This window comes from Streptomyces sp. NPDC043878 (assembly GCF_056435735.1).
The window spans coordinates 11,904-29,361 of the sequence record NZ_JBWKDW010000036.1 but is presented as its reverse complement, the minus strand read 5'-3'; the positions used below and the strand labels follow the sequence as shown (position 1 = coordinate 29,361).

The window sequence follows — 17,458 nt, the reverse complement described above, 5'->3', positions numbered from 1 at the left end:
CATACACGCTCCCCAACCTCACGAGCACGTGGCGAAGGGCATACCGCGGCCCGGAAGATTACTCTCCGGTCAATCTTGAAAGCTCAATGAGTACGGCTATCATCACTCGCACACACGGCGTGACCGGCTGTCGACAACGAGACACGCATCCACCCCGTTCTCGCCCGTCACCGCCCCTGCCCGAGGCCACCCCTCTCCGGCTGCGGACGGGTTCGCCCCCGCCCCCACGCCGCCTCTTCTTCGAGTCCCTGGGCCAACTCGGCACCACGGCGATCACCATCGGCCTCGGCGGACTCGCCGTCGGCCTGGTCCCCATGCTCCGGTACTGGCGGCAGGGCAGCGACTACTACCGGCCCGCCCGACTCGACGCGACCCGCACCGTGGCCGCCGACCACGTCCCCACCGGGGCGACCCTGCCCGACTCCCCGGTCCACCAGGGTCTCTCCACCGACTTCTGAGGGAGCACCCGATGGCGCGAGACACCTTCGCTCCCGACTTCGACCCCGACTGCGGGGACGCGGACCTGAGTTCCGCCCGCCAGGACATCGTCATCGGCCGCTGGCAGGGCCTGCGCGCGCTGCTGCGCGCCACCGGCCCCGACTGGGTCTCCCGCGGCCACCGGGTCCGGCTCCTGGCGCACACCTGCGCGGGGAGTTCCACCGCCGAGTCCTGGCTGACCGCCGAGCCCGGCGACGCCGACGCGCTGGTGCTGCGCGCGGCGACGGAGACGGCCCGCGCGTTCAACCTGGCCATCGCCGCCGGCCGGGGCGTGCCCATCGCCCCGCACCGCGTCGACACCGTGGTGACGTCCTTCCTCCAGGCAGCCGAGGCGTGCCCCGACGACCCGACGCCGTGGACCTCCCTGATCTCCGTGGCCCGGCTCTATCCCACGGGGGTGCGCCGGCAGGAACTGGCCCGCTGGTGGGAGGAGTTGCAGGAGCGCGACCCGTACAACACGGAGGGTCACCTCCAGGTGCTGTACTACTACTCCTCGCGCTGGCACGGTTCGCACGGCCTCATGTACGACTTCGCGCGCGACGCGGCGGGGGTGGCGCCGCCGGGCTGCGCGCTGCCGGTGCTGGTGCAGTACGCGCGCGTCGAGGAGTACCGGCACGCGGTCGACGCCACGAACGGGGGCCCGGCGGCGGTGGGACTGGGCCAGCACTTCCGGCACGACGGCGCCGTCAGCGACGCCCGCCGCACCTGGCAGCGCTGGATCGTGAGCCGGGACCGCGACGACGTCCGGCCCGGCGAGCTGCGCGACCTCAACTACCTGGCGCACGCGGCCTGTCAGGCGGGCGTCTCGGACGTCGCCGTGTCGATGCCGCGGCTGCTCGGGCCACGGGCCACGCGGATTCCCTGGTCGTACACGGGAGATCCGGAGCAACAGTTCGTCAGGTGGCGCAAGGAGCTGCGCCTGCGCGTGTGACGGCGGCGGGCGGCGGCGGCTCCTCACCGCCGCGCGACGGGCGGTCGCGGCACGCCACCGGCGCGCGACCGCCCGTCCCCTCAGCGGGCGTTGGGCCGGCGGTGCGGGGGCTGGCCGGGTGCCGGGCGGCCCTTGGGCGCCGGCACGGCGCGGACGGCGGGGCTGTCGTCGTGCAGGGTCAGCGGCACGCCGTGGTGACGGATCGTCAGGGGACCGCCCGCCCGCAGGGTGTACGTCGCCTTGTCGCGGTCGATCTCCACGTGCAGGCGGCGGCCGAGGATCTGGAGCGTGAAGGCGAGGCGGCTGAACCGCTCGGGCAGGCGCGGCGCGAACCCCAGGGTGTCGCCGTCGCGGCGCAGTCCGCCGAAGCCCGCGACCAGCGCCGTCCAGGTGCCGGCGAGGGAGGCGATGTGCAGGCCGTCGCGGGTGTTGTGCTCCAGGTCCGCGAGGTCCATCAGCGCGGCCTCGGACGCGTAGTCGTACGCGAGGTCCAGATGGCCGGCCTGGGCGGCGACGACGGCCTGGCAGCAGGCGGACAGGGACGAGTCCCGCACGGTCAGCGGCTCGTAGTAGGCGAAGTTGCGGGCGATCTGCTCCTCGTCGCTGAACTCCTCGAACCAGCCGCTGCACGTGTACATCGCCAGCACCAGGTCCGCCTGCTTGACGACCTGCTTGCGGTACAGGTCGAAGTAGGGGAAGTGCAGCAGCAGCGGGTACTGGTCGGCACGGGTGCCGGCGAAGTCCCAGCGCTGGTGGCGGGTGAAGCCCGCGTGCTGTTCGTGGACGCCGAGTTCGTGGTTGTAGGGGACGTGCACGGCGAGGGCGGCGTCCCGCCAGGCGGCGCTCTCCTCCTCGTCCACACCGAGCCGCGCGGCCTGGTCGGGGTGGCGTTCGCAGGCGTCGGCGGCGGCCAGCAGGTTCGCCCGCGCCATGAGGTTGGTGTACGTGTTGTCGTCGACGACCGCGCTGTACTCGTCGGGGCCGGTGACGCCGTCGATGTGGAAGACGCCGTGGTGGTCGTGGTGGCCCAGCGAGCGCCACAGCCGGGCCGTCTCCACCAGCAGTTCGACCCCGGTGTCGCGCTCGAAGCGCTCGTCGCCGGTGGCGGCCGTGTAGCGCACCACGGCGTCCGCGACGGCGGCGTTCACATGGAAGGCGGCCGTGCCGGCCGGCCAGTACGCGGACCCCTCGGAGCCGGTCACGGTCCGCCAGGGGAACGCGGCTCCGTGCAGGCCGAGTTGGGCCGCGCGCTCGCGGGCCTCCGGCAGTGTGTCCTGGCGCCAGCGCAGCGCCTCGGCCACGGCGTCGGGCGCGGTGTAGGTCAGCAGGGGCAGCACGAACGCCTCGGTGTCCCAGAAGGCGTGGCCGTCGTAGCCGGAGCCGGTCAGGCCCTTCGCGGGGATCGCCCGCTGTTCGGCCCGGGCGCCGGCCTGGAACACGTGGAACAGGGCGAAGCGGACCGCCTGCTGGATCTCCTCGTCCCCGTCGACCTCGACGTCGGCGCGCGCCCAGAAGTCGTCGAGGGCGGCCCGCTGCTCGTCCGCGAGCCCCTGCCAGCCGCCGACCGCGGCCGCCGCCAGGGCCGCGTCGACCTGGTCGCTCATCGCGGGCAGCGACCGCACGCCGGACCAGCCGTGGGCCACCAGCTTCTCCACCCGCAGGCGCTGCCCCGGCGCCAGCACCGAGGTGACGGTCAGCCGGGCCACGTCCACGTTGCTCTCGGCGCCGGTGGCGGTGCCCTCAGGCCCCTCGACCACGTGGTCGGCGGCCACCGCCACCCGCAGACCGCTCTGCCGGGTGCGGTGCACCAGGCGCAGCCGGCGGCCGGCCGCGAAGTCGTCCTCCGGCTCCAGCGGCGACTTGAGCGCCACGGCCGCCCGCGGGTCGCCGTTCGCCCCGGGGAGCGTCTCGTTGGCGACGAGTTCCGACTGGATCACCACGCGGGTCTCGCTGTCGACGGCCTCCACCTCGTAGGAGACGGCGGCGATCGCCCGCTGGGTGAGGGAGACGAGCCGGGTCGAGCGCACCCGGACCCGCGAGCCGGCCGGGGAGACCCAGTCGCAGACCCGCTCCAGCACCCCCCGGCGCAGGTCCAGTGTCCGTTCGTGCGCGACGAGGCGGCCGTAGCGCAGGTCGAAGGGCTCGTCATCGACCAGCAGCCGCAGCACCTTGCCGTTGGTGACGTTGATGACCGTCTGGCCCGACTCGGGGTAGCCGTAGCCGGCCTCCGCGTAGGGCAGCGGGTGCAGTTCGTAGACGCCGTTGAGGTAGGAGCCGGGCAGGCCGTGGGGTTCGCCCTCGTCGAGGTTGCCGCGCCAGCCGACGTGGCCGTTGGAGAGCGCGAACACGGACTCGCTCTGCGCCAGGACGTCGAGGTTCAGCTCGGTCTCGCGCACGGCCCAGGGTTCCACGGTGTACGACCTCTGGGTGATCACGCCCTGCCTCCCAGCTCGGCGAGGTCCTTGACGACCCGGTCGGCGCCGTGGGCGGACAGCGCGTCGGCCTGTCCGACCCGGTCGACGCCGACGACGTACCCGAACCGGCCGGCCCGGCCCGCGTCCATGCCGGCCAGCGCGTCCTCGAAGACCGCGGAGTGCGCCGCGTCGGTGCCGAGGTCCTCGGCGGCGGCCAGGAACGTGTCGGGGTGTGGCTTGCCCGGCAGATGCCGCTCGGCGGCGACCACGCCGTCGATGCGTACGTCGAAGAGGTCCTCGGCGCCGATCGACCGCAGTACGTCCCGGCAGTTGGCGCTGGAGGAGACGATCGCGGTGCGCAGCCCCCGCGCGCGGACCGCCTCGATGTAGCGCAGGGTGCCGTCGTACGCCTCGACGCCGCCGGACCGGATCTTCGCCAGGACCAGGTCGTTCTTGCGGTTGCCGAGCCCGTTGACCGTGGCGGCGTCGGGCGCGTCGCCCGGATCGCCCTCGGGCAGTTCGACACCGCGTGAGGTCAGGAAGCTGCGGACGCCGTCGGCGCGCGGCAGTCCGTCGACGTACTCGTCGTAGTCGGCGGAGGTGAACGGCCGGAAGTCCGCACCGTCGCGCTCGCGCAGGAACGCGTCGAACGTCTCCTTCCACGCGGCCGCGTGGACCACGGCAGTCTTGGTGACGACCCCGTCGAGGTCGAACAGGCAGGCCACAATTTCTTCGGGGAGACCGAGCTGCGTCATAAGGACACCGTTCCCCATGACGGCGAGTCCAGCGAGTGGCGCACGCCACACGGAGGGCCCGGAGGGTCTCCGGGTCCGGTGCCCGGCCGTGCCGGAGCCGTACCGGTGGGTGGCACACTCTGCTCTGTGCCGCTTACCTTCGACGATCTGCTGACCCGTGCCCGGGCGCTGACCCCCGGACGGGGCCGCGCCGTCCTGGGGATCGCCGGCGGCCCCGGCTCGGGCAAGACGACCCTCGCGGAGCACCTGGTGCGCGCGCTCGGCGCGGACGGCACGCACCGCGTGGCGCACGTGCCCATGGACGGCTTCCACCTGGCCGACGCCGAGCTGGAGCGCCTCGGCCGCAGGGACCGCAAGGGCGCACCGGACACCTTCGACGCGGCGGGGTACGCGGCGCTGCTGCGGCGCCTGCGCGAGCCCGGCGACGAGGGCGAGGCGGGCGACGTCGTGTACGCGCCCGGCTTCGAACGCGTCCTGGAGCAGGCCCTCGCCGGTGCCGTCCCCGTGCCGCCTGCCGCCCGGCTGATCGTCACGGAGGGCAACTACCTGCTGCTTGGCACGGGCGTGTGGGCACGGGTGCGGGCGCAGCTGGACGAGGTGTGGTTCTGCGAGCTGGACGAGGCGGAGCGGGTCCGCCGCCTGGTGGCCCGGCACGAGGCGTTCGGCAAGGGGCACGCGGAGGCGGTGGCGTGGGTCGACCGCAGCGACCGGCCCAACGCGGAACTGGTCGCCGCGACGCGGGACCTTGCGGATCTCGTCGTACCGGTGACGGCGATGCCCCGCGTGGGCTCCGGGACCTGACGCCCGATGCCAGGCGTGGGCTCCGGGACCCGAGGCCCGGTGCCCGGCGTGGGCTCCGGGACCCGAAGCCCGATGCCCGGCGTGGGCTCCGGGACCCGAAGCCCGATGCCCGGCGCAGGCGCCGGGACGTGAGGCCCGCGGGGAGGGCCGGCCGGGTGGCGCGGCCTCCCCGTCCGCGGCGGTGGGGCCTCAGCCGCGCAGGGTGAGTTCCGGTTCACCGCGGGCGTCGCCCGCGATGTCCCCCAGTACGGCGGTGAACGCCTCCGTCCGTAGGGTCAGGCCGTCCTGCCCGTGCTCGGCGATGACGGTGAACGGCTCCCGCGAGCCGTAGCGCACGGCGAAGACGTGCAGGTCGTCCGGCGCGTCCGGGACAGGTCCCGCCTCCAGCGCGGTCGAGCCCACCAGGTGCCGCCAGCCCTCGTCGGGGTTGCCGTAGCCGCGCGGGTCGGCGGCCAGGGCGAAGGCCGCCTGTTCCTGGGTGAGGTCCGCGCGGGCGTCGAAGTACTCGGCGCCAGGCGTGTCGGGGTGGGTCAGGCGCAGGGTGCCGGCCGAGGCGACGGCCCCGTCGGCGGTGCGCCGCACGCGGTCGCCGTCGTCCTCCGCGTAAGGGAGCCCGGCCAGCAGGTACGGCGTTCCGGCGAGGCGTTCGACGGCCACCGTCGTCCACAGGCACGTGCCGTCGGTGACGTACAGGGAGCGCACGTGGCGCAGGACGTGGTCGCGGCCGACGACGGGCTTGGTGACGAGTTTGGCCGTCAGTCCTTCGGCGCTGACATCGCGGACGCGGACCTCGCCCATCGGGCGGCACAGCAGGAAGCCGTCGGTGACGGGGCCGAAGCCGTGCTGGCGGTTGACGGCGGCGGGCAGGTAGTAGGTGCCGCCCGCCTCGACGACGGCGGGGGTCATCCGGTCGTCGAAGGCCACCGACACGGTGCCCGCGCGCAGTTGGTGCCGGGCCGGTGTGCGGGACGGCTCGCGGTGCCAGGAGGTGGTGTCCTGGATCTGCCACACCAGCATCCAGGCGAAGTGCCCGTCGAGACCGCCGTCCGCCTTCACCGCGTGCCGGGACCAGCGGCTGTCGCCCCGGTAGCGGCCCAGGTCGGAGCCGATGCGGTGGCTGAAGTAGCGCAGGCCGAGGACCGATTCGAAGGCGGAGTGCTGTTCGCTGTAGCGGGGTCCGCCGGTGTCGAAGCCGCCGCCGGTGAGGCGGGCGTCGATGTACCGGGCGAGGGCGTCGCCGTCCTCGGCGAAGACGTCCTCGCCGCTGACGCGGTGGGCCTGGGCGAGGAAGGACAGGGAGATCGGGCCGTAGTTGTTGTCGTAGGCGCCGCCGTGCTCGGGCGGCAGCAGCGCGCCGCGGTCACGCACCCGGTGGGCCCGGATCTCGTCCGTGTACAGGGCCAGCGCCCGCGCCCGGACCGCCTTCCCCTGCCCGGGCGGCAGCAGACGCGCCAGCATCAGGCCGCCGACCACGCAGCCGATCGCCTGGTTGCCGGCCTCCTGCGGGTTGAAGAAGGTCGCCTCGGTCAGCCACCTCCAGTAGCCCCGCGCCACCGCCAGCAGTTCGGCGCGCTGTCCCTCGTCCACCAGGCCGTCCGCCGCTTCCAGCACGTTCACCGCCTGGAGCAGCGCCCATACCGTGCTCGGCCAGTCGCCGACGGGGTGCGCGCCGGGCGCCAGGACGTAACGGGCGTACGGCAGGCCCGAGTCACGGATCCGCAGGTTCGGGTAGCCGGGGTTGTCCTCGCGGTGGACCCGCTCCCGAAGGTGGAAGGCGAGGCTGCGGCGCACCGCCGCCGGCAGCCGCGGGTCCTGGTTGCGGTGCCAGGTCAGCGCGAGCAGGGAGGTGACGCCGAGCGAGGTGTCGCCGATGTCGTCGAGGCAGTCCGGGTGTTCGAGGTTGCCGTCGGCCGTCAGGCGGGCCAGTGCCTGTTCGGTGACGTCGGCGAGGACGGCGTCGTACGCCTGCGGGGTGTCCGGCAGGTCGTGCAGCGGGCCGCGCTGGTGGAGGAGGTGCACGCGGGATCAGCCCTTCAGGCCGGAGGTCGCCAGGCCCTCCACCAGTCGCTTCTGGAAGACGAGGAAGCAGATGAGGGTCGGCAGGAGAGCGAGTGTCGACATGGCGAACATCGCGCCGTAGGACGAGCCGCTGGTCTGGTCCAGGAACAGGGTCAGGCCGAGGGGGACGGTGAACTTGTCGTTCTGCTGGAGGTAGACGAGCTGGTGCAGGAAGTCGTCGTAGGTCCAGATGAAGGTGAAGATCGTGGTGGTGACCAGGGCCGGCTTCATCAGCGGCAGGATGATCTTCCAGTAGATCTGCAGGGGGTTGGCGCCGTCCATCATGGCCGCCTGGTCCAGCTCGCGCGGGATGGAGCGGATGAACTGGACCATCAGGAAGATGAAGAAGGCGTCCGTGGCGAGGAACTTCGGCACGATCAGCGGCAGATACGTGTTGATCCACGTCAGGTTGTAGAAGATCGCGTACTGCGGGATCAGGACGGCCTGCGTGGGCAGCATCAGCGTGCCGAGCATCAGGCCGAACCAGATCTTCTTGCCCCGGAACTCGAAGCGGGCGAAGGCGTAGGCGGCCAGCGAGCAGGAGATGATGTTGCCGATCACCGCGCCGATCGTGACGATCAGCGAGTTGGTGATGTAGAGGGAGAAGGAGTTGCCGGAACCGCTCCAGCCCTCGGAGTAGTTCTTCGGGCGCAGCGCGGTCGGGATGAGCCCGGGGTGGGTGAAGATCTCGGTGTCGGGCTTGAAGGAGCTGCTGAGCATCCACAGCAGCGGGTAGAGCATGACGACCGCGACACCGACGAGCAGGGTGTGCAGGAGGATACGGCGGGAGCCGGTGGCCGAACGCAGCTTGTGCAGCAGGGACGTCGACGGTCCGGACGGGGTGAAGACGGACATGGGGTGAAGGACTCCTCGCTCAGTCGTCGTAGTGGACCCAGTAGCGGCTGGCGATGAAGTTGACCGCCGTGAACCCCGCGATGACCAGGAACAGCACCCAGGCCAGTGCCGAGGCGTATCCCATCTGCAGGTCGGTGAAGCCCTTCTTGTACAGGTACAGGGAGTAGAGCATGGTCGAGTTGAGCGGCCCGCCCGAGCCGTTGCTGATCACGAAGGCGGGCGTGAACGTCTTGAACGCGTCGATGATCTGGAGCACGACGTTGAAGAACACGATCGGCGTCAGCAACGGCAGGGTGATCCGGAAGAAGCGGGTCGCGGGCGAGGCGCCGTCGATCGCGGCCGCCTCGTAGACGTCCTTGGGCAGCTGCTTGAGGCCGGCCAGGAAGATCACCATCGGGGTGCCGAACTGCCAGACGGCCAGCAGGACCAGCGTGTAGAGCGCGGTGTCGGGGCTGGAGATCCAGTCCTGGCCCTTGATGCCGAACCAGGCGAGGAAGTCGTTGAACAGGCCGTCGCCGCCGAACACCTGCCGCCACACGATGGCGATGGCCACGGCCCCGCCGAGCAGGGAGGGCAGGTAGAAGGCGGCCCGGTACAGGCCGATGCCCCGGATGTCGCGGTTGAGCAGCATGGCGACGCCGAGGGCGAGCGCCAGCTTCAGCGGCACCGAGACGACCACGTAGATCAGGGTGGCGTGCACCGAGTCCCAGAAGACCGGGTCCTCGGTGAACATGCGGTCGTAGTTGCCCACTCCGACCCACTGCGCGGGGGTCAGCAGGTCGAAGTTGGTGAACGACAGGTACAGCGAGTCGAGCATCGGGTAGATCGTCAGCCCGAACAGGCCCACGAACCAGGGGGCCAGGAAGAGGTACGGCCACCATCCCCCGCCCCGCCGTCTGGCGAGACGGCGGCGCATACGGTCACGCTCCCGCTGGTCCGAGGGGGTCGCCGGGGCCGGCGGCTCCTTCACGACCTCGTCGGTCCTGGTGGTGGTCATACTCATCTCTCCCTGGCCTCTCCCGGTGGTGCGTACGTGCGGTGCCTAGCCGCCGAGGATTCCCGCCGCCTGGTCGAAGAACGCGCCCAGCTGCGCCTTGATCGACTTCTTGCCGAAGGCGATGGCGAGGTTGGACTGGAACAGCAGGTCCCAGATCTGGTCGGCGCCCTGCGGCGGGGGCACGGGGGCGGGCAGGGCGTTGGTCGCCTTGGAGACCCGCTGGGAGATGTAGTCCGCGTTCTCCATGTTCAGCTTGTCGGTCTCGGTCAGGCCCGAGACGATCAGGTCGCGGGCCTTCTGGGTCGGCGGGATGCCGCGCAGCAGCTGCATGTCCTTGATCGCCGTGGCGTCCTGCGCGAAGAACGACATGATCTTCACCGAGTCGGCGACCTTCTTGCTGGCCTTGGTGGCGCTCAGCAGCACACCGCCGTTGACGAAGTTGCCCTCGCGGGCGCCGGAGAAGTCGCCCTGCGGGGTGGGCAGGAAGTCCAGCTGGGCGTCGGTGATGGAGCCGCCCGCGCCGTAGACACCGGAGTCGAAGGTGAACAGGGCCTTGCCGATGACGACGGCGTTCTTGGTGAGGTCGTTGTGCGCGGCCGAGGTGATCGCCGGCGGCGGGCAGGCGTTGGCCTTGCGCATGTCGGCCCAGTACTCCCACCACTCCTGGAGCACGTCGGAGGTGAAGCCGAGCTTCTTGCCGTCGTCGGAGAAGAACTGCTGGCCCTTCTCACGGGCGAAGATCTCGAAGCACTGGAGGGTGCCGCCACCGCCGTCGTCGACGCCGTAGACCTTGCCGCCGCTCTTCTTGTGGACGTCGGTGGAGATCTTCCTCAGGTCGGCCCAGGTCCACTCGCGGTCGGGCAGCTTCAGGCCCAGCTTCTCCAGGCCGCTGCGGTTGACCGTCAGCTGGTTGACGCCGATACCGGAGGGGACGCCGTAGAACTTGCCGTCGACGGTGCCGGCCGCGAGGTTCGTCTTGGAGAAGCCGCTCAGGTCGAGGGTCTTGCCGATGTACTCGTCGAGCGGGGCCAGCACCCCCTTGCGGGCGTACTGCGCGACCAGCGCGGTGTCCATCTGGAGCAGGTCCGGGGCGCTGCCGCCGGCGATGTTGGTGTTGAACTTGTCGAAGTAGCCGTCGTAGCCGGAGTAGGTCTCCCGGATCTTGATCTTCGGGTTCTTCGTCTGGAAGTACTTCAGCGCCTTCTTGTAGGCGTTGTGCCGGTCGTCGCTGCCCCACCAGGTCATGGTCAGGTCGCTGCTGGTGCTGCCTGCGCCGGTGCCTCCGCCGCAGGCGCTGAGCGCGCTGCCGAGCGCGCCGGCGACGGCCAGCCCGCTCGCGGTGCGGAAGAGGGTTCTGCGCGAGATCTGGTGACCCACCGGGTCCTCCCTGGATGTGCGTGACGGATTTCCCGGCCGGTCGATGCGGCACGGGCACATTCTGTTCGAGTTCTGCTTTCCGGGGGCACGGCCTCGCCCGGCCGCGTCGTCCTCACGGGGTGCGGTCCCCGGCCACCACGGCCGATGCCGCGCAAGCACGCCCTCGCGTGGCTGCCGTACGTCTCGTACGGTCGGGACGCTCACCCCAAGCCGGCGTCCCGACCGACTTAGAAAGCGCTTGTCCGGACATTGGCAGACCGAGTCGCGGGCCGTCAATCCTTGGTCCGCGCGGCCTCGGTCACGGTTTGGACTCCCCGGGCGACCGCGAGCCGGGCGGCCCCCACGGCCGTGCCGAGGTCCCCGACCGTGCTGCTGACCACTTCGGTGGGCCAGCTGAGCCGGGCCAGCTCGGCCCGCACACCGGGCAGGACCTGCGGGTCCGCGCCGGTACTGCCGCCGAGCACGATCAGTCCCGGGTCCAGTACGGCGGTCACGGCGGCGGCGAGCCGGCCCACGTCCGCGGCATGGCGGGCGACCAGCGCGCGGGCGGTGGGTCCGCCCTCGCGGGCGAGGGCGAAGAGCCGCTCGGCCGTGTCGGGACGCGGCCCGTCGGTGTCCGGCCAGACCCGCGCCGCCCGGCGCAGCAGCGAACGGGAGCCGATGTACTCCTCCAGCGCCTCGTGGCGCGGCTCGCGGCCGTCGTCCCAGGGGTAGGGCAGCCGGGCCAGCTCACCGGCGGCGCCGTTGGCCCCGCGCAGCACCTGGCCGCCGACCACGATGCCGAGGCCGATGCCCACGCCGATGCGCAGATAGCCGAAGGTGTGCCGGCCGTGCGCCGCGCCCTCGTGCAGTTCCGCGAGCGCGGCGCAGTTGACGTTGTTCTCCAGGTGGACGGGGACACCCGGCGGCAGCGCGACGGCCATGGCGTCGAAGACGGGTCCGGCCTTGGCGGTCGCGGGACGCACCCCGGCGCCCTCCGCCCGCGCGGTCACGTCACCGATGGCGACGACGATGGTGCGCAGGGGTGCGTCGGCGGGCAGCGCGGCCAGCGCCTCGCGCACCACGTCGGCGGCGTCCTCGCGGGGGCCGGTGGCCTCGGCGAGCAGGGTGCCGTCCAGGGCGCAGCCGCGCGCCCGGGTGAGGACGGGGCCGAGGTCGACGGCGAGCACGGTGCCGGCCGCCCGGCCGAGCGTGTACACGGCGGCGGAGCGGCCGGTGCCGCTGGACGCGGTGCCGGAGCAGGCGGCGAGGCGGGCGTGCTCCAGCTCCGCCACGGCGGAGGACACCGTCGGTTTCGACAGGCCCGCCAGGCCGGCCAGTTGCGGCCGGGTCGCCGTGCCCGCCCGCGCCAGCACGGCGAACACCGCACTGGCGCTCTCGGTCAGGCGGGGGGCGTTCGCCACGTCGTGTTCCACAGTTCTCCCACACAGGTCGGGGGCCGCGCTCCCGAGTCGGTCGGCTCGGCGGGAGGCGGCGATGGGATGCCCTGGCGTCGCGGTTTTCCGCCCGGCGGCCCTGCTGTGGCCGTCCCGGAGGTGGGTGCGCGAAGCCTCTTGACACGCACTGTACTTCGTTAGTTAACTTCCTAACGAAGGGCACGGTACGCGTCTGCCGTGCTCCGCACGAGGCCCGTCCCGGGGCTTCCCTAGCTCTCGATCCCCCTTCTCAGACACGGTTCGCCCACCCGTCGCAGCCCCGCGCGCAACGACGAAAGAGAATCCGTGCAGGACACTTCCCCCTCGTGCCCTCTCGTGGTCGGCATCGACGTGGGCGGCACCAAGACCCACGTGCGCGCCTACGCGGGCGGTGACCTCGTCGCCGACCACGTCGGACCGAGCAGCGGCTGGCGGCCGCACCACCCCGAGGCCGCCGCCGGCCGGCTGGCCGCCCTGATCGCCGACGCCCTGCCGCCGGGCGCCCGCCCGGCGGCGGTCGCCGTGGGCGGGCACGCCTGCGAGACTCCCCGCCAGTGTTCCGGCATCCGCTCCGCACTCCGAGCGCGTCTCGACGTGCCCGCGCTGGTCGTGGGCGACGCCGAACTGCTCGTTCCCGCGGCCGGACTGGACAAGGGCGTCGGCCTGGTCGCCGGCACCGGTTCCGTGGCGGTCGGCCGGCTCGCGGACGGCGGCCTCGTCCAGGTCGGCGGCTGGGGCGCGGTCCTCGGCGACGAGGGCGGCTCGGCCGGTCTGGTCCGCGAGGCCGCCCGCGCGGTGTGGGCGGCGCACGACCGCGGAGCCGCCCCCGACGCACTCGCCGAAGGGCTCGTCGCCGCGCTCGGTGTCAGCGAAGTACCGGCGCTCGGCGCCGCGTTGGAGAGCGCCACGGACATCTCGGCGGAGTGGGGCCGGCACGCGCCGGCCGTGTTCGCCGCCGCCGGGGCCGGCTCGGAACTCGCCCGCACGGTGATCGCCGAAGGGGGCCGGGCGCTGTCCGCGCTCGTCGAACGGCTCGCCGCGCGGGGCGTGGCGGTGGACGACGTGGTGGTGGCGGGCAGCACCGTCCTCGCCCAGCCCGCGCTCTACGACGCCTTCGTGTCCTCCCTCGCCGAAGCGGTACCCGGCGCCCGGCCCAGAGCCCTGCGCACGGCACCGGTCGAGGGCGCGGTGGCACTGGCGCGGTCGCTCCTGTGAAGCCGCGCGCTGCCGCCCGACGGGTCGCGTGCGCCGCCGGACATCGGCGGGGCGCGGGCGCCGCCGGACGTCGACTGGGCGCGGGCGCCGCCGGACATCTACGGGTCGCGGGCGCCGCCGGAAGTCGACCGCTTCCCCTCGGCCGTGCCGCCCGGCACGGCCCCGCGGGCCGGGCCGGGCGGCCGGTGCCCGTGGGCCGTGCGGTCCTCGTTCACCCGCAGGACACGTCCCGGCCGCCGGACCAGTGCCGACGGGACACGAGCCGGCCGTAGATCTTCACTCGTACGCACCACGGACCACGGGTCCCCCACTCGGCTCGTGTGCGACGTGCGGCCTCCCGCACCGTCGCTCGCACGAACTCCCCCGGCCACAGGGCCGGGGAACCCAGCCACAGAACTCGAGAGAGGCAGACGCATGCCGTCTCCAGCCGGGCACCACTCCCCCGCGCCGGTCCGTGAACGCGCCGTCGACAGAAGGGGGTTCCTCAAGACGTCACTGGGCGCCTCGGCCGGTGTACTGGCCGCCCCCACCCTCGTGACCTGGCTCGCCGCCGCGGACGCGAAGGCCGCCACCGGCCTCGCCGCGTTCGTCGACGACTACAGGTCCAACGTCGCCACCAACCTGACGCCCGAGACCAACGCCGTGGTCCGCGCCCTCGGCGGCATGGCCCAGGTGTGGCGGACCGGCGCCGCCTGGAACACGGGCACGCCCCTGCGCCCCGACGTCCTGCGCGCCAACATGCGCTACTGCGCCCGCCTCACCTCCGCGCGCACGGACGCGCAGGCGAAGGAGGCGTTCGTCTACGACCGCCAGCACCAGAGCTACGCGATGATCGCCGGCCTCGGCCCGCTGGCCGACCTGTACCGGTCCGGCGCCAGGGCGGTCACCTCGATCACCACCGCGCCCGACTCCACCCCGGCCACCACCGTCAGCGACGCCGTCCCGGCCGACGCGCCCGCCGGCTCCGCGCTCGGCGCCGGCTCCTACGACTCGGCGCTCGGCCAGGTCGCCAGGCTGGTCGACACCGTGCGCGGCCCCTACGCCTCCGGCAACCCGGGCAAGTACGCCTTCCAGTACCCGCGCCCGTGGCGCATGAACGAGGACAGCGAGGTCGTCGACACCGGGAGGACCGACTCCCTCGGCTACCCGGTCTACGACTCGCGGGTGGTCGTCGCGCCGCAACTGCTGCGCCAGCGCAGCATGTCCCCGGTGGACGACGGAGGCTTCCCCAGCGGCCACACCAACGCCTTCCACCTGGCGGCACTGGCCTACGCGTACGCGGTTCCCGAGCGCTTCCAGGAGCTGGTGACGCGCGCCCTGGAACTGAGCCACACGCGGATCATGGCCGGCATGCACTCCACGGTCGACGTCCTCGGCGGCCGGATCATGGCCACCGCCCTGGCCGCCGCCACTCTGGCCGACCCCGCGAACGCGGCCCTCAAGGCCGCCGCCCGCGCCCAGGCCCTGGCCTACTTCCAGCAGCAGACCGGAACCACGGCCGACACCCTGTACGCGTACGCCCACGCGGCCGGCCCGGGCACCGACCCGTACGCCGACCGCGAGGCCAACGCCCGTGCGGTGGCGCCGAGGTTGACGTACGTGCTGACCCGGCGCGGCAGCAGCGAGCCCCTGACCGCGCCGAAGGGCGCGGAGGTGCTCCTGGAGACCCGGCTGCCGTACCTGGACGCGGCGCAGCGGCGCGAGGTGCTGCGGACGACGGCGCTGCCCTCCGGGTACGTCCTGCTGGACGGCTTCGAGCAGTGGGGGCGGCTGAACCTGTTCGCCGCGGCGGACGGCTACGCCGCGTTCGACGCGGACGTGACGGTCACCCTCGACGCGGCGGCCGGCGGCTTCGGTGCCGCCGACAGCTGGCGCAACGACATCGAGGGCGACGGCGGACTGACCAAGCGGGGCACCGGCACGCTGGCCCTCACCGGCCACAACCGCTACACGGGCGGCACGCTCGTCGCGGACGGTGTCCTCGTCGCCGGTTCCCCGCACGCCCTGGGCCACGGCGACGTGCGGGTGACCGGCGGAACGCTGCGGGTCGCGCGGCCGGTCCGGGTGCACGGCACGTACACCCAGCAGTCCGCCGGGCTGGAGGTGACCCTGCGCGCGGGCCACGAGCCGGCCCTGGAGGTCACCCGGCGCGCGGTCCTCGGGCAGGGCAGCGTACTGTCGCTGCGGCTGGACCCCGACAAGCCGCCGGCGGCGGGCAGCACGGTACGCGTCGTGAGCGCGCCGGTGCTGCGCGGCCAGTTCGACCGCGTCGAGCTGAACTCCGACCGGCTGCGGGCCGTACCCGTCTGTACGGCGGAAGGTCTGTCGGTACGACTCCTGAAGCGGTGACGCCCGGAGCGGCGGAAGCCGGCGCGGAAACCCCCGGGGTGTCCTCCGCGCCGCCTCCGCCGCTACGCGGCGGGTGTCACCGCGGTGCGGAAGATGACGCGCGAACTGCACTCGGTCCTCGACCCCGCGACGCCCGGCGGCGGCGCGCCGCCGCCGGCGGCCGCCCCCGGGCCGGGCCGCCGCGCCGCCCGGCGATGGCCGGTGGCGCTGCTGGTGTTCCTGCTGCTCGGGCAGATGGCCTTCGCGATGGTGACCACGGCTGTCCGGCAGACGCCGACCATCGACGAGCCCGTCTACGTGGGCACGGCCGCGGACTACCTGCACGCGCACGAGGTGCGCTACAACCCGGAGCATCCTCCGCTGGGCAAACTGGTGATCGCCGCCGGGGTGGCCCTGGCCGGTCCGCACGTGGACCCGTCCTTCGAGGGCGACCAGGGCGCGCTGGGCCGGCATCTGCTGTACGAGTCGGGCAACGACCCGTGGCGCCTGATGCTGTGGGCCCGCCTCCCGGTGATCGTGCTGACGCTGCTGTTCGGTCTGGTCGTCTTCGCCTTCGCCCGTGACCTGGCCGGACCGCTCGGCGCGGTGGCCGCCCTCGCGCTGTACGCCTTCTCCCCCGACCTCATCGCCCACGGTTCCCTCGCCACGCTCGACGTGCCGACCGCCGGGTTCCTGCTGACGTCGGTGTGGCTGGTGTGGCGGGCCCGGCGGCGGCCCCGCCTCCATGTGCCGCTGGCCGGAGCGGCCCTGGGGGCGGCGCTGGCCACGAAGATGAGCGCGCTGCCCGCGCTGCCGGTCCTGACGGCGCTGGCCGCGGTGTCCGTGTGGTGCGCGGTTCCGGGAGAGCGGCGCGGACGGCTGCTGCGGGCGGCCGCCGGAGCGTGCGTGGTGGCGCTGGCCGCCGTCGCCGTCGTATGGGCGACGTATCTCGTGGTGGACCCGCGGCTGCGGTGGTCGCCGCAGCAGCCGGTACCCGCCGTGCACGGGCTGCGCGGGCTGCTCGTGGACCTGCTGCCGTTCCCGGAGGCGTACCGGGACGGGATGCGGGTGCAGTTCGCCCTGGAGAACTACCCGTGGCAGGGCTTCCTCTTCGGCCGGCTGTACACGGGGTCGCTCTGGTACTACCTGCCGGCCGCGCTGCTGGTGAAGACCCCGCTCGGCCTGCTCGTACTGTGGACGGCGGGCGCCGTCGCGGTGGTGGCGGTGCGGCGGCTGCGGCCCGCGGCGCCGTATCTGCTGGTCCCCTCCGGTGTGCTGCTGGCCGCGGCCATGGACGGCTCACGCGACTTCGGCACCCGCTACGTGGTCTTCCTGCCGATGTTCCTCGCGGTGGCGGCCGGCTGCGTCCTGACGGTACGGCGGCGGTGGGCGACGGTCGTGACGGGGGCGCTCGCCCTGTTCGTCGCGGTCAGCTCGCTGCTGGCGTACCCCTACTACCTGCCGTACTCCAACGAGGCGTTCGGCGGCCCGGGCACGACGCACCTGCGGCTGCACGACTCCAACGTCGACTGGGGCCAGGACCTGGGCCGGCTCGCCGACCGGCTGCGCGAGAGATATCCGGGAGAGCGGGTCTGGCTCGTGTACAAGGGCAGCGGGGTGCCGTCCTACTACGGTATCGAGGCGTCCGACCCGCGCCGGGTGCCCGCGGCCGAGGTGCGCGGACTGCTGGTGGTGTCCGACTCGGCGGTGGCCAAGGCCCAGGGGCGGTTCAGGGAACTGATCGCCGGCAGCCGGCCGGTCGACGAGGTCGGCCACTCCATCACCATCTACCGCAGGTGACACGGGTGTCCGCT

At 73.0% G+C, this 17,458-nt stretch carries 12 protein-coding genes and 1 pseudogene; 6 read left to right on the top strand and 7 right to left on the bottom strand.

Going from position 1 to position 17,458, the window contains the following annotated elements; genetic code table 11:
- Nucleotides 1-233: 233 nt before the first annotated feature.
- Nucleotides 234-458: pseudogene (locus tag AC07AZ_RS34870) on the top strand (APC family permease); the annotation flags it as partial.
- Between the two features lie 11 nt (nucleotides 459-469).
- Nucleotides 470-1,429, top strand: a complete 960-nt coding sequence (locus AC07AZ_RS34865) for a hypothetical protein (RefSeq protein ID WP_478854756.1) — start codon at nucleotides 470-472, stop codon at nucleotides 1,427-1,429.
- A gap of 80 nt (nucleotides 1,430-1,509) precedes the next feature.
- Here AC07AZ_RS34865 and AC07AZ_RS34860 read toward each other — a convergent pair whose 3' ends face one another.
- Nucleotides 1,510-3,864 (bottom strand): glycoside hydrolase family 65 protein, encoded by a 2,355-nt coding sequence (locus AC07AZ_RS34860; protein WP_478854755.1) that lies wholly within the window; start codon nucleotides 3,862-3,864, stop codon nucleotides 1,510-1,512.
- Nucleotides 3,861-4,598 carry an HAD family hydrolase gene (locus tag AC07AZ_RS34855; RefSeq protein ID WP_478854754.1) on the bottom strand — a complete coding sequence of 246 codons (738 nt, stop codon included), beginning with the start codon at nucleotides 4,596-4,598 and terminating at the stop codon, nucleotides 3,861-3,863. The genes AC07AZ_RS34860 and AC07AZ_RS34855 overlap by 4 nt, the downstream gene beginning before the upstream one ends.
- Nucleotides 4,599-4,724: 126 nt before the next feature.
- Here AC07AZ_RS34855 and AC07AZ_RS34850 point away from each other — a divergent pair, with 126 nt between their 5' ends.
- The gene (locus AC07AZ_RS34850) at nucleotides 4,725-5,399 is read left to right on the top strand and encodes a nucleoside/nucleotide kinase family protein (protein ID WP_478854753.1); all 675 of its coding nucleotides are present in this window, start codon (nucleotides 4,725-4,727) and stop codon (nucleotides 5,397-5,399) included.
- Between the two features lie 189 nt (nucleotides 5,400-5,588).
- Here the strand turns inward: AC07AZ_RS34850 and AC07AZ_RS34845 are convergent, their stop codons facing one another.
- The 5 genes from AC07AZ_RS34845 to AC07AZ_RS34825 all read right to left on the bottom strand — a co-directional run bounded on the left by AC07AZ_RS34845 (nucleotide 5,589) and on the right by AC07AZ_RS34825 (nucleotide 12,089).
- Nucleotides 5,589-7,418: a hypothetical protein gene (locus tag AC07AZ_RS34845; protein ID WP_478854752.1), complete on the bottom strand. Its 1,830-nt coding sequence runs from the start codon at nucleotides 7,416-7,418 to the stop codon at nucleotides 5,589-5,591.
- A 6-nt stretch (nucleotides 7,419-7,424) separates the two neighbouring features.
- Nucleotides 7,425-8,312, bottom strand: a complete 888-nt coding sequence (locus tag AC07AZ_RS34840; protein ID WP_478854751.1) for a carbohydrate ABC transporter permease — start codon at nucleotides 8,310-8,312, stop codon at nucleotides 7,425-7,427.
- 19 nt (nucleotides 8,313-8,331) lie between these two features.
- Complete coding sequence (locus AC07AZ_RS34835; protein WP_478854750.1) at nucleotides 8,332-9,309, bottom strand: carbohydrate ABC transporter permease; 978 nt, start codon at nucleotides 9,307-9,309, stop codon at nucleotides 8,332-8,334.
- 45 nt (nucleotides 9,310-9,354) lie between these two features.
- Nucleotides 9,355-10,686, bottom strand: a complete 1,332-nt coding sequence (locus AC07AZ_RS34830) for an ABC transporter substrate-binding protein (RefSeq protein WP_478854749.1) — start codon at nucleotides 10,684-10,686, stop codon at nucleotides 9,355-9,357.
- A 272-nt stretch (nucleotides 10,687-10,958) separates the two neighbouring features.
- Nucleotides 10,959-12,089 (bottom strand): ROK family protein, encoded by a 1,131-nt coding sequence (locus tag AC07AZ_RS34825; RefSeq protein WP_478854748.1) that lies wholly within the window; start codon nucleotides 12,087-12,089, stop codon nucleotides 10,959-10,961.
- Nucleotides 12,090-12,407: 318 nt separating this feature from the next.
- Here AC07AZ_RS34825 and AC07AZ_RS34820 point away from each other — a divergent pair, with 318 nt between their 5' ends.
- The 3 genes from AC07AZ_RS34820 (at nucleotide 12,408) to AC07AZ_RS34810 (ending at nucleotide 17,444) form a co-directional block, all read left to right on the top strand.
- Nucleotides 12,408-13,316, top strand: coding sequence for an N-acetylglucosamine kinase (locus tag AC07AZ_RS34820; RefSeq protein ID WP_478854747.1), 909 nt, complete (start codon nucleotides 12,408-12,410; stop codon nucleotides 13,314-13,316).
- 414 nt (nucleotides 13,317-13,730) lie between these two features.
- Nucleotides 13,731-15,665 carry a phosphatase PAP2 family protein gene (locus AC07AZ_RS34815; RefSeq protein WP_478854746.1) on the top strand — a complete coding sequence of 645 codons (1,935 nt, stop codon included), beginning with the start codon at nucleotides 13,731-13,733 and terminating at the stop codon, nucleotides 15,663-15,665.
- Nucleotides 15,666-15,758: 93 nt separating this feature from the next.
- Complete coding sequence (locus AC07AZ_RS34810; RefSeq protein WP_478854745.1) at nucleotides 15,759-17,444, top strand: phospholipid carrier-dependent glycosyltransferase; 1,686 nt, start codon at nucleotides 15,759-15,761, stop codon at nucleotides 17,442-17,444.
- Nucleotides 17,445-17,458: the final 14 nt, after the last annotated feature.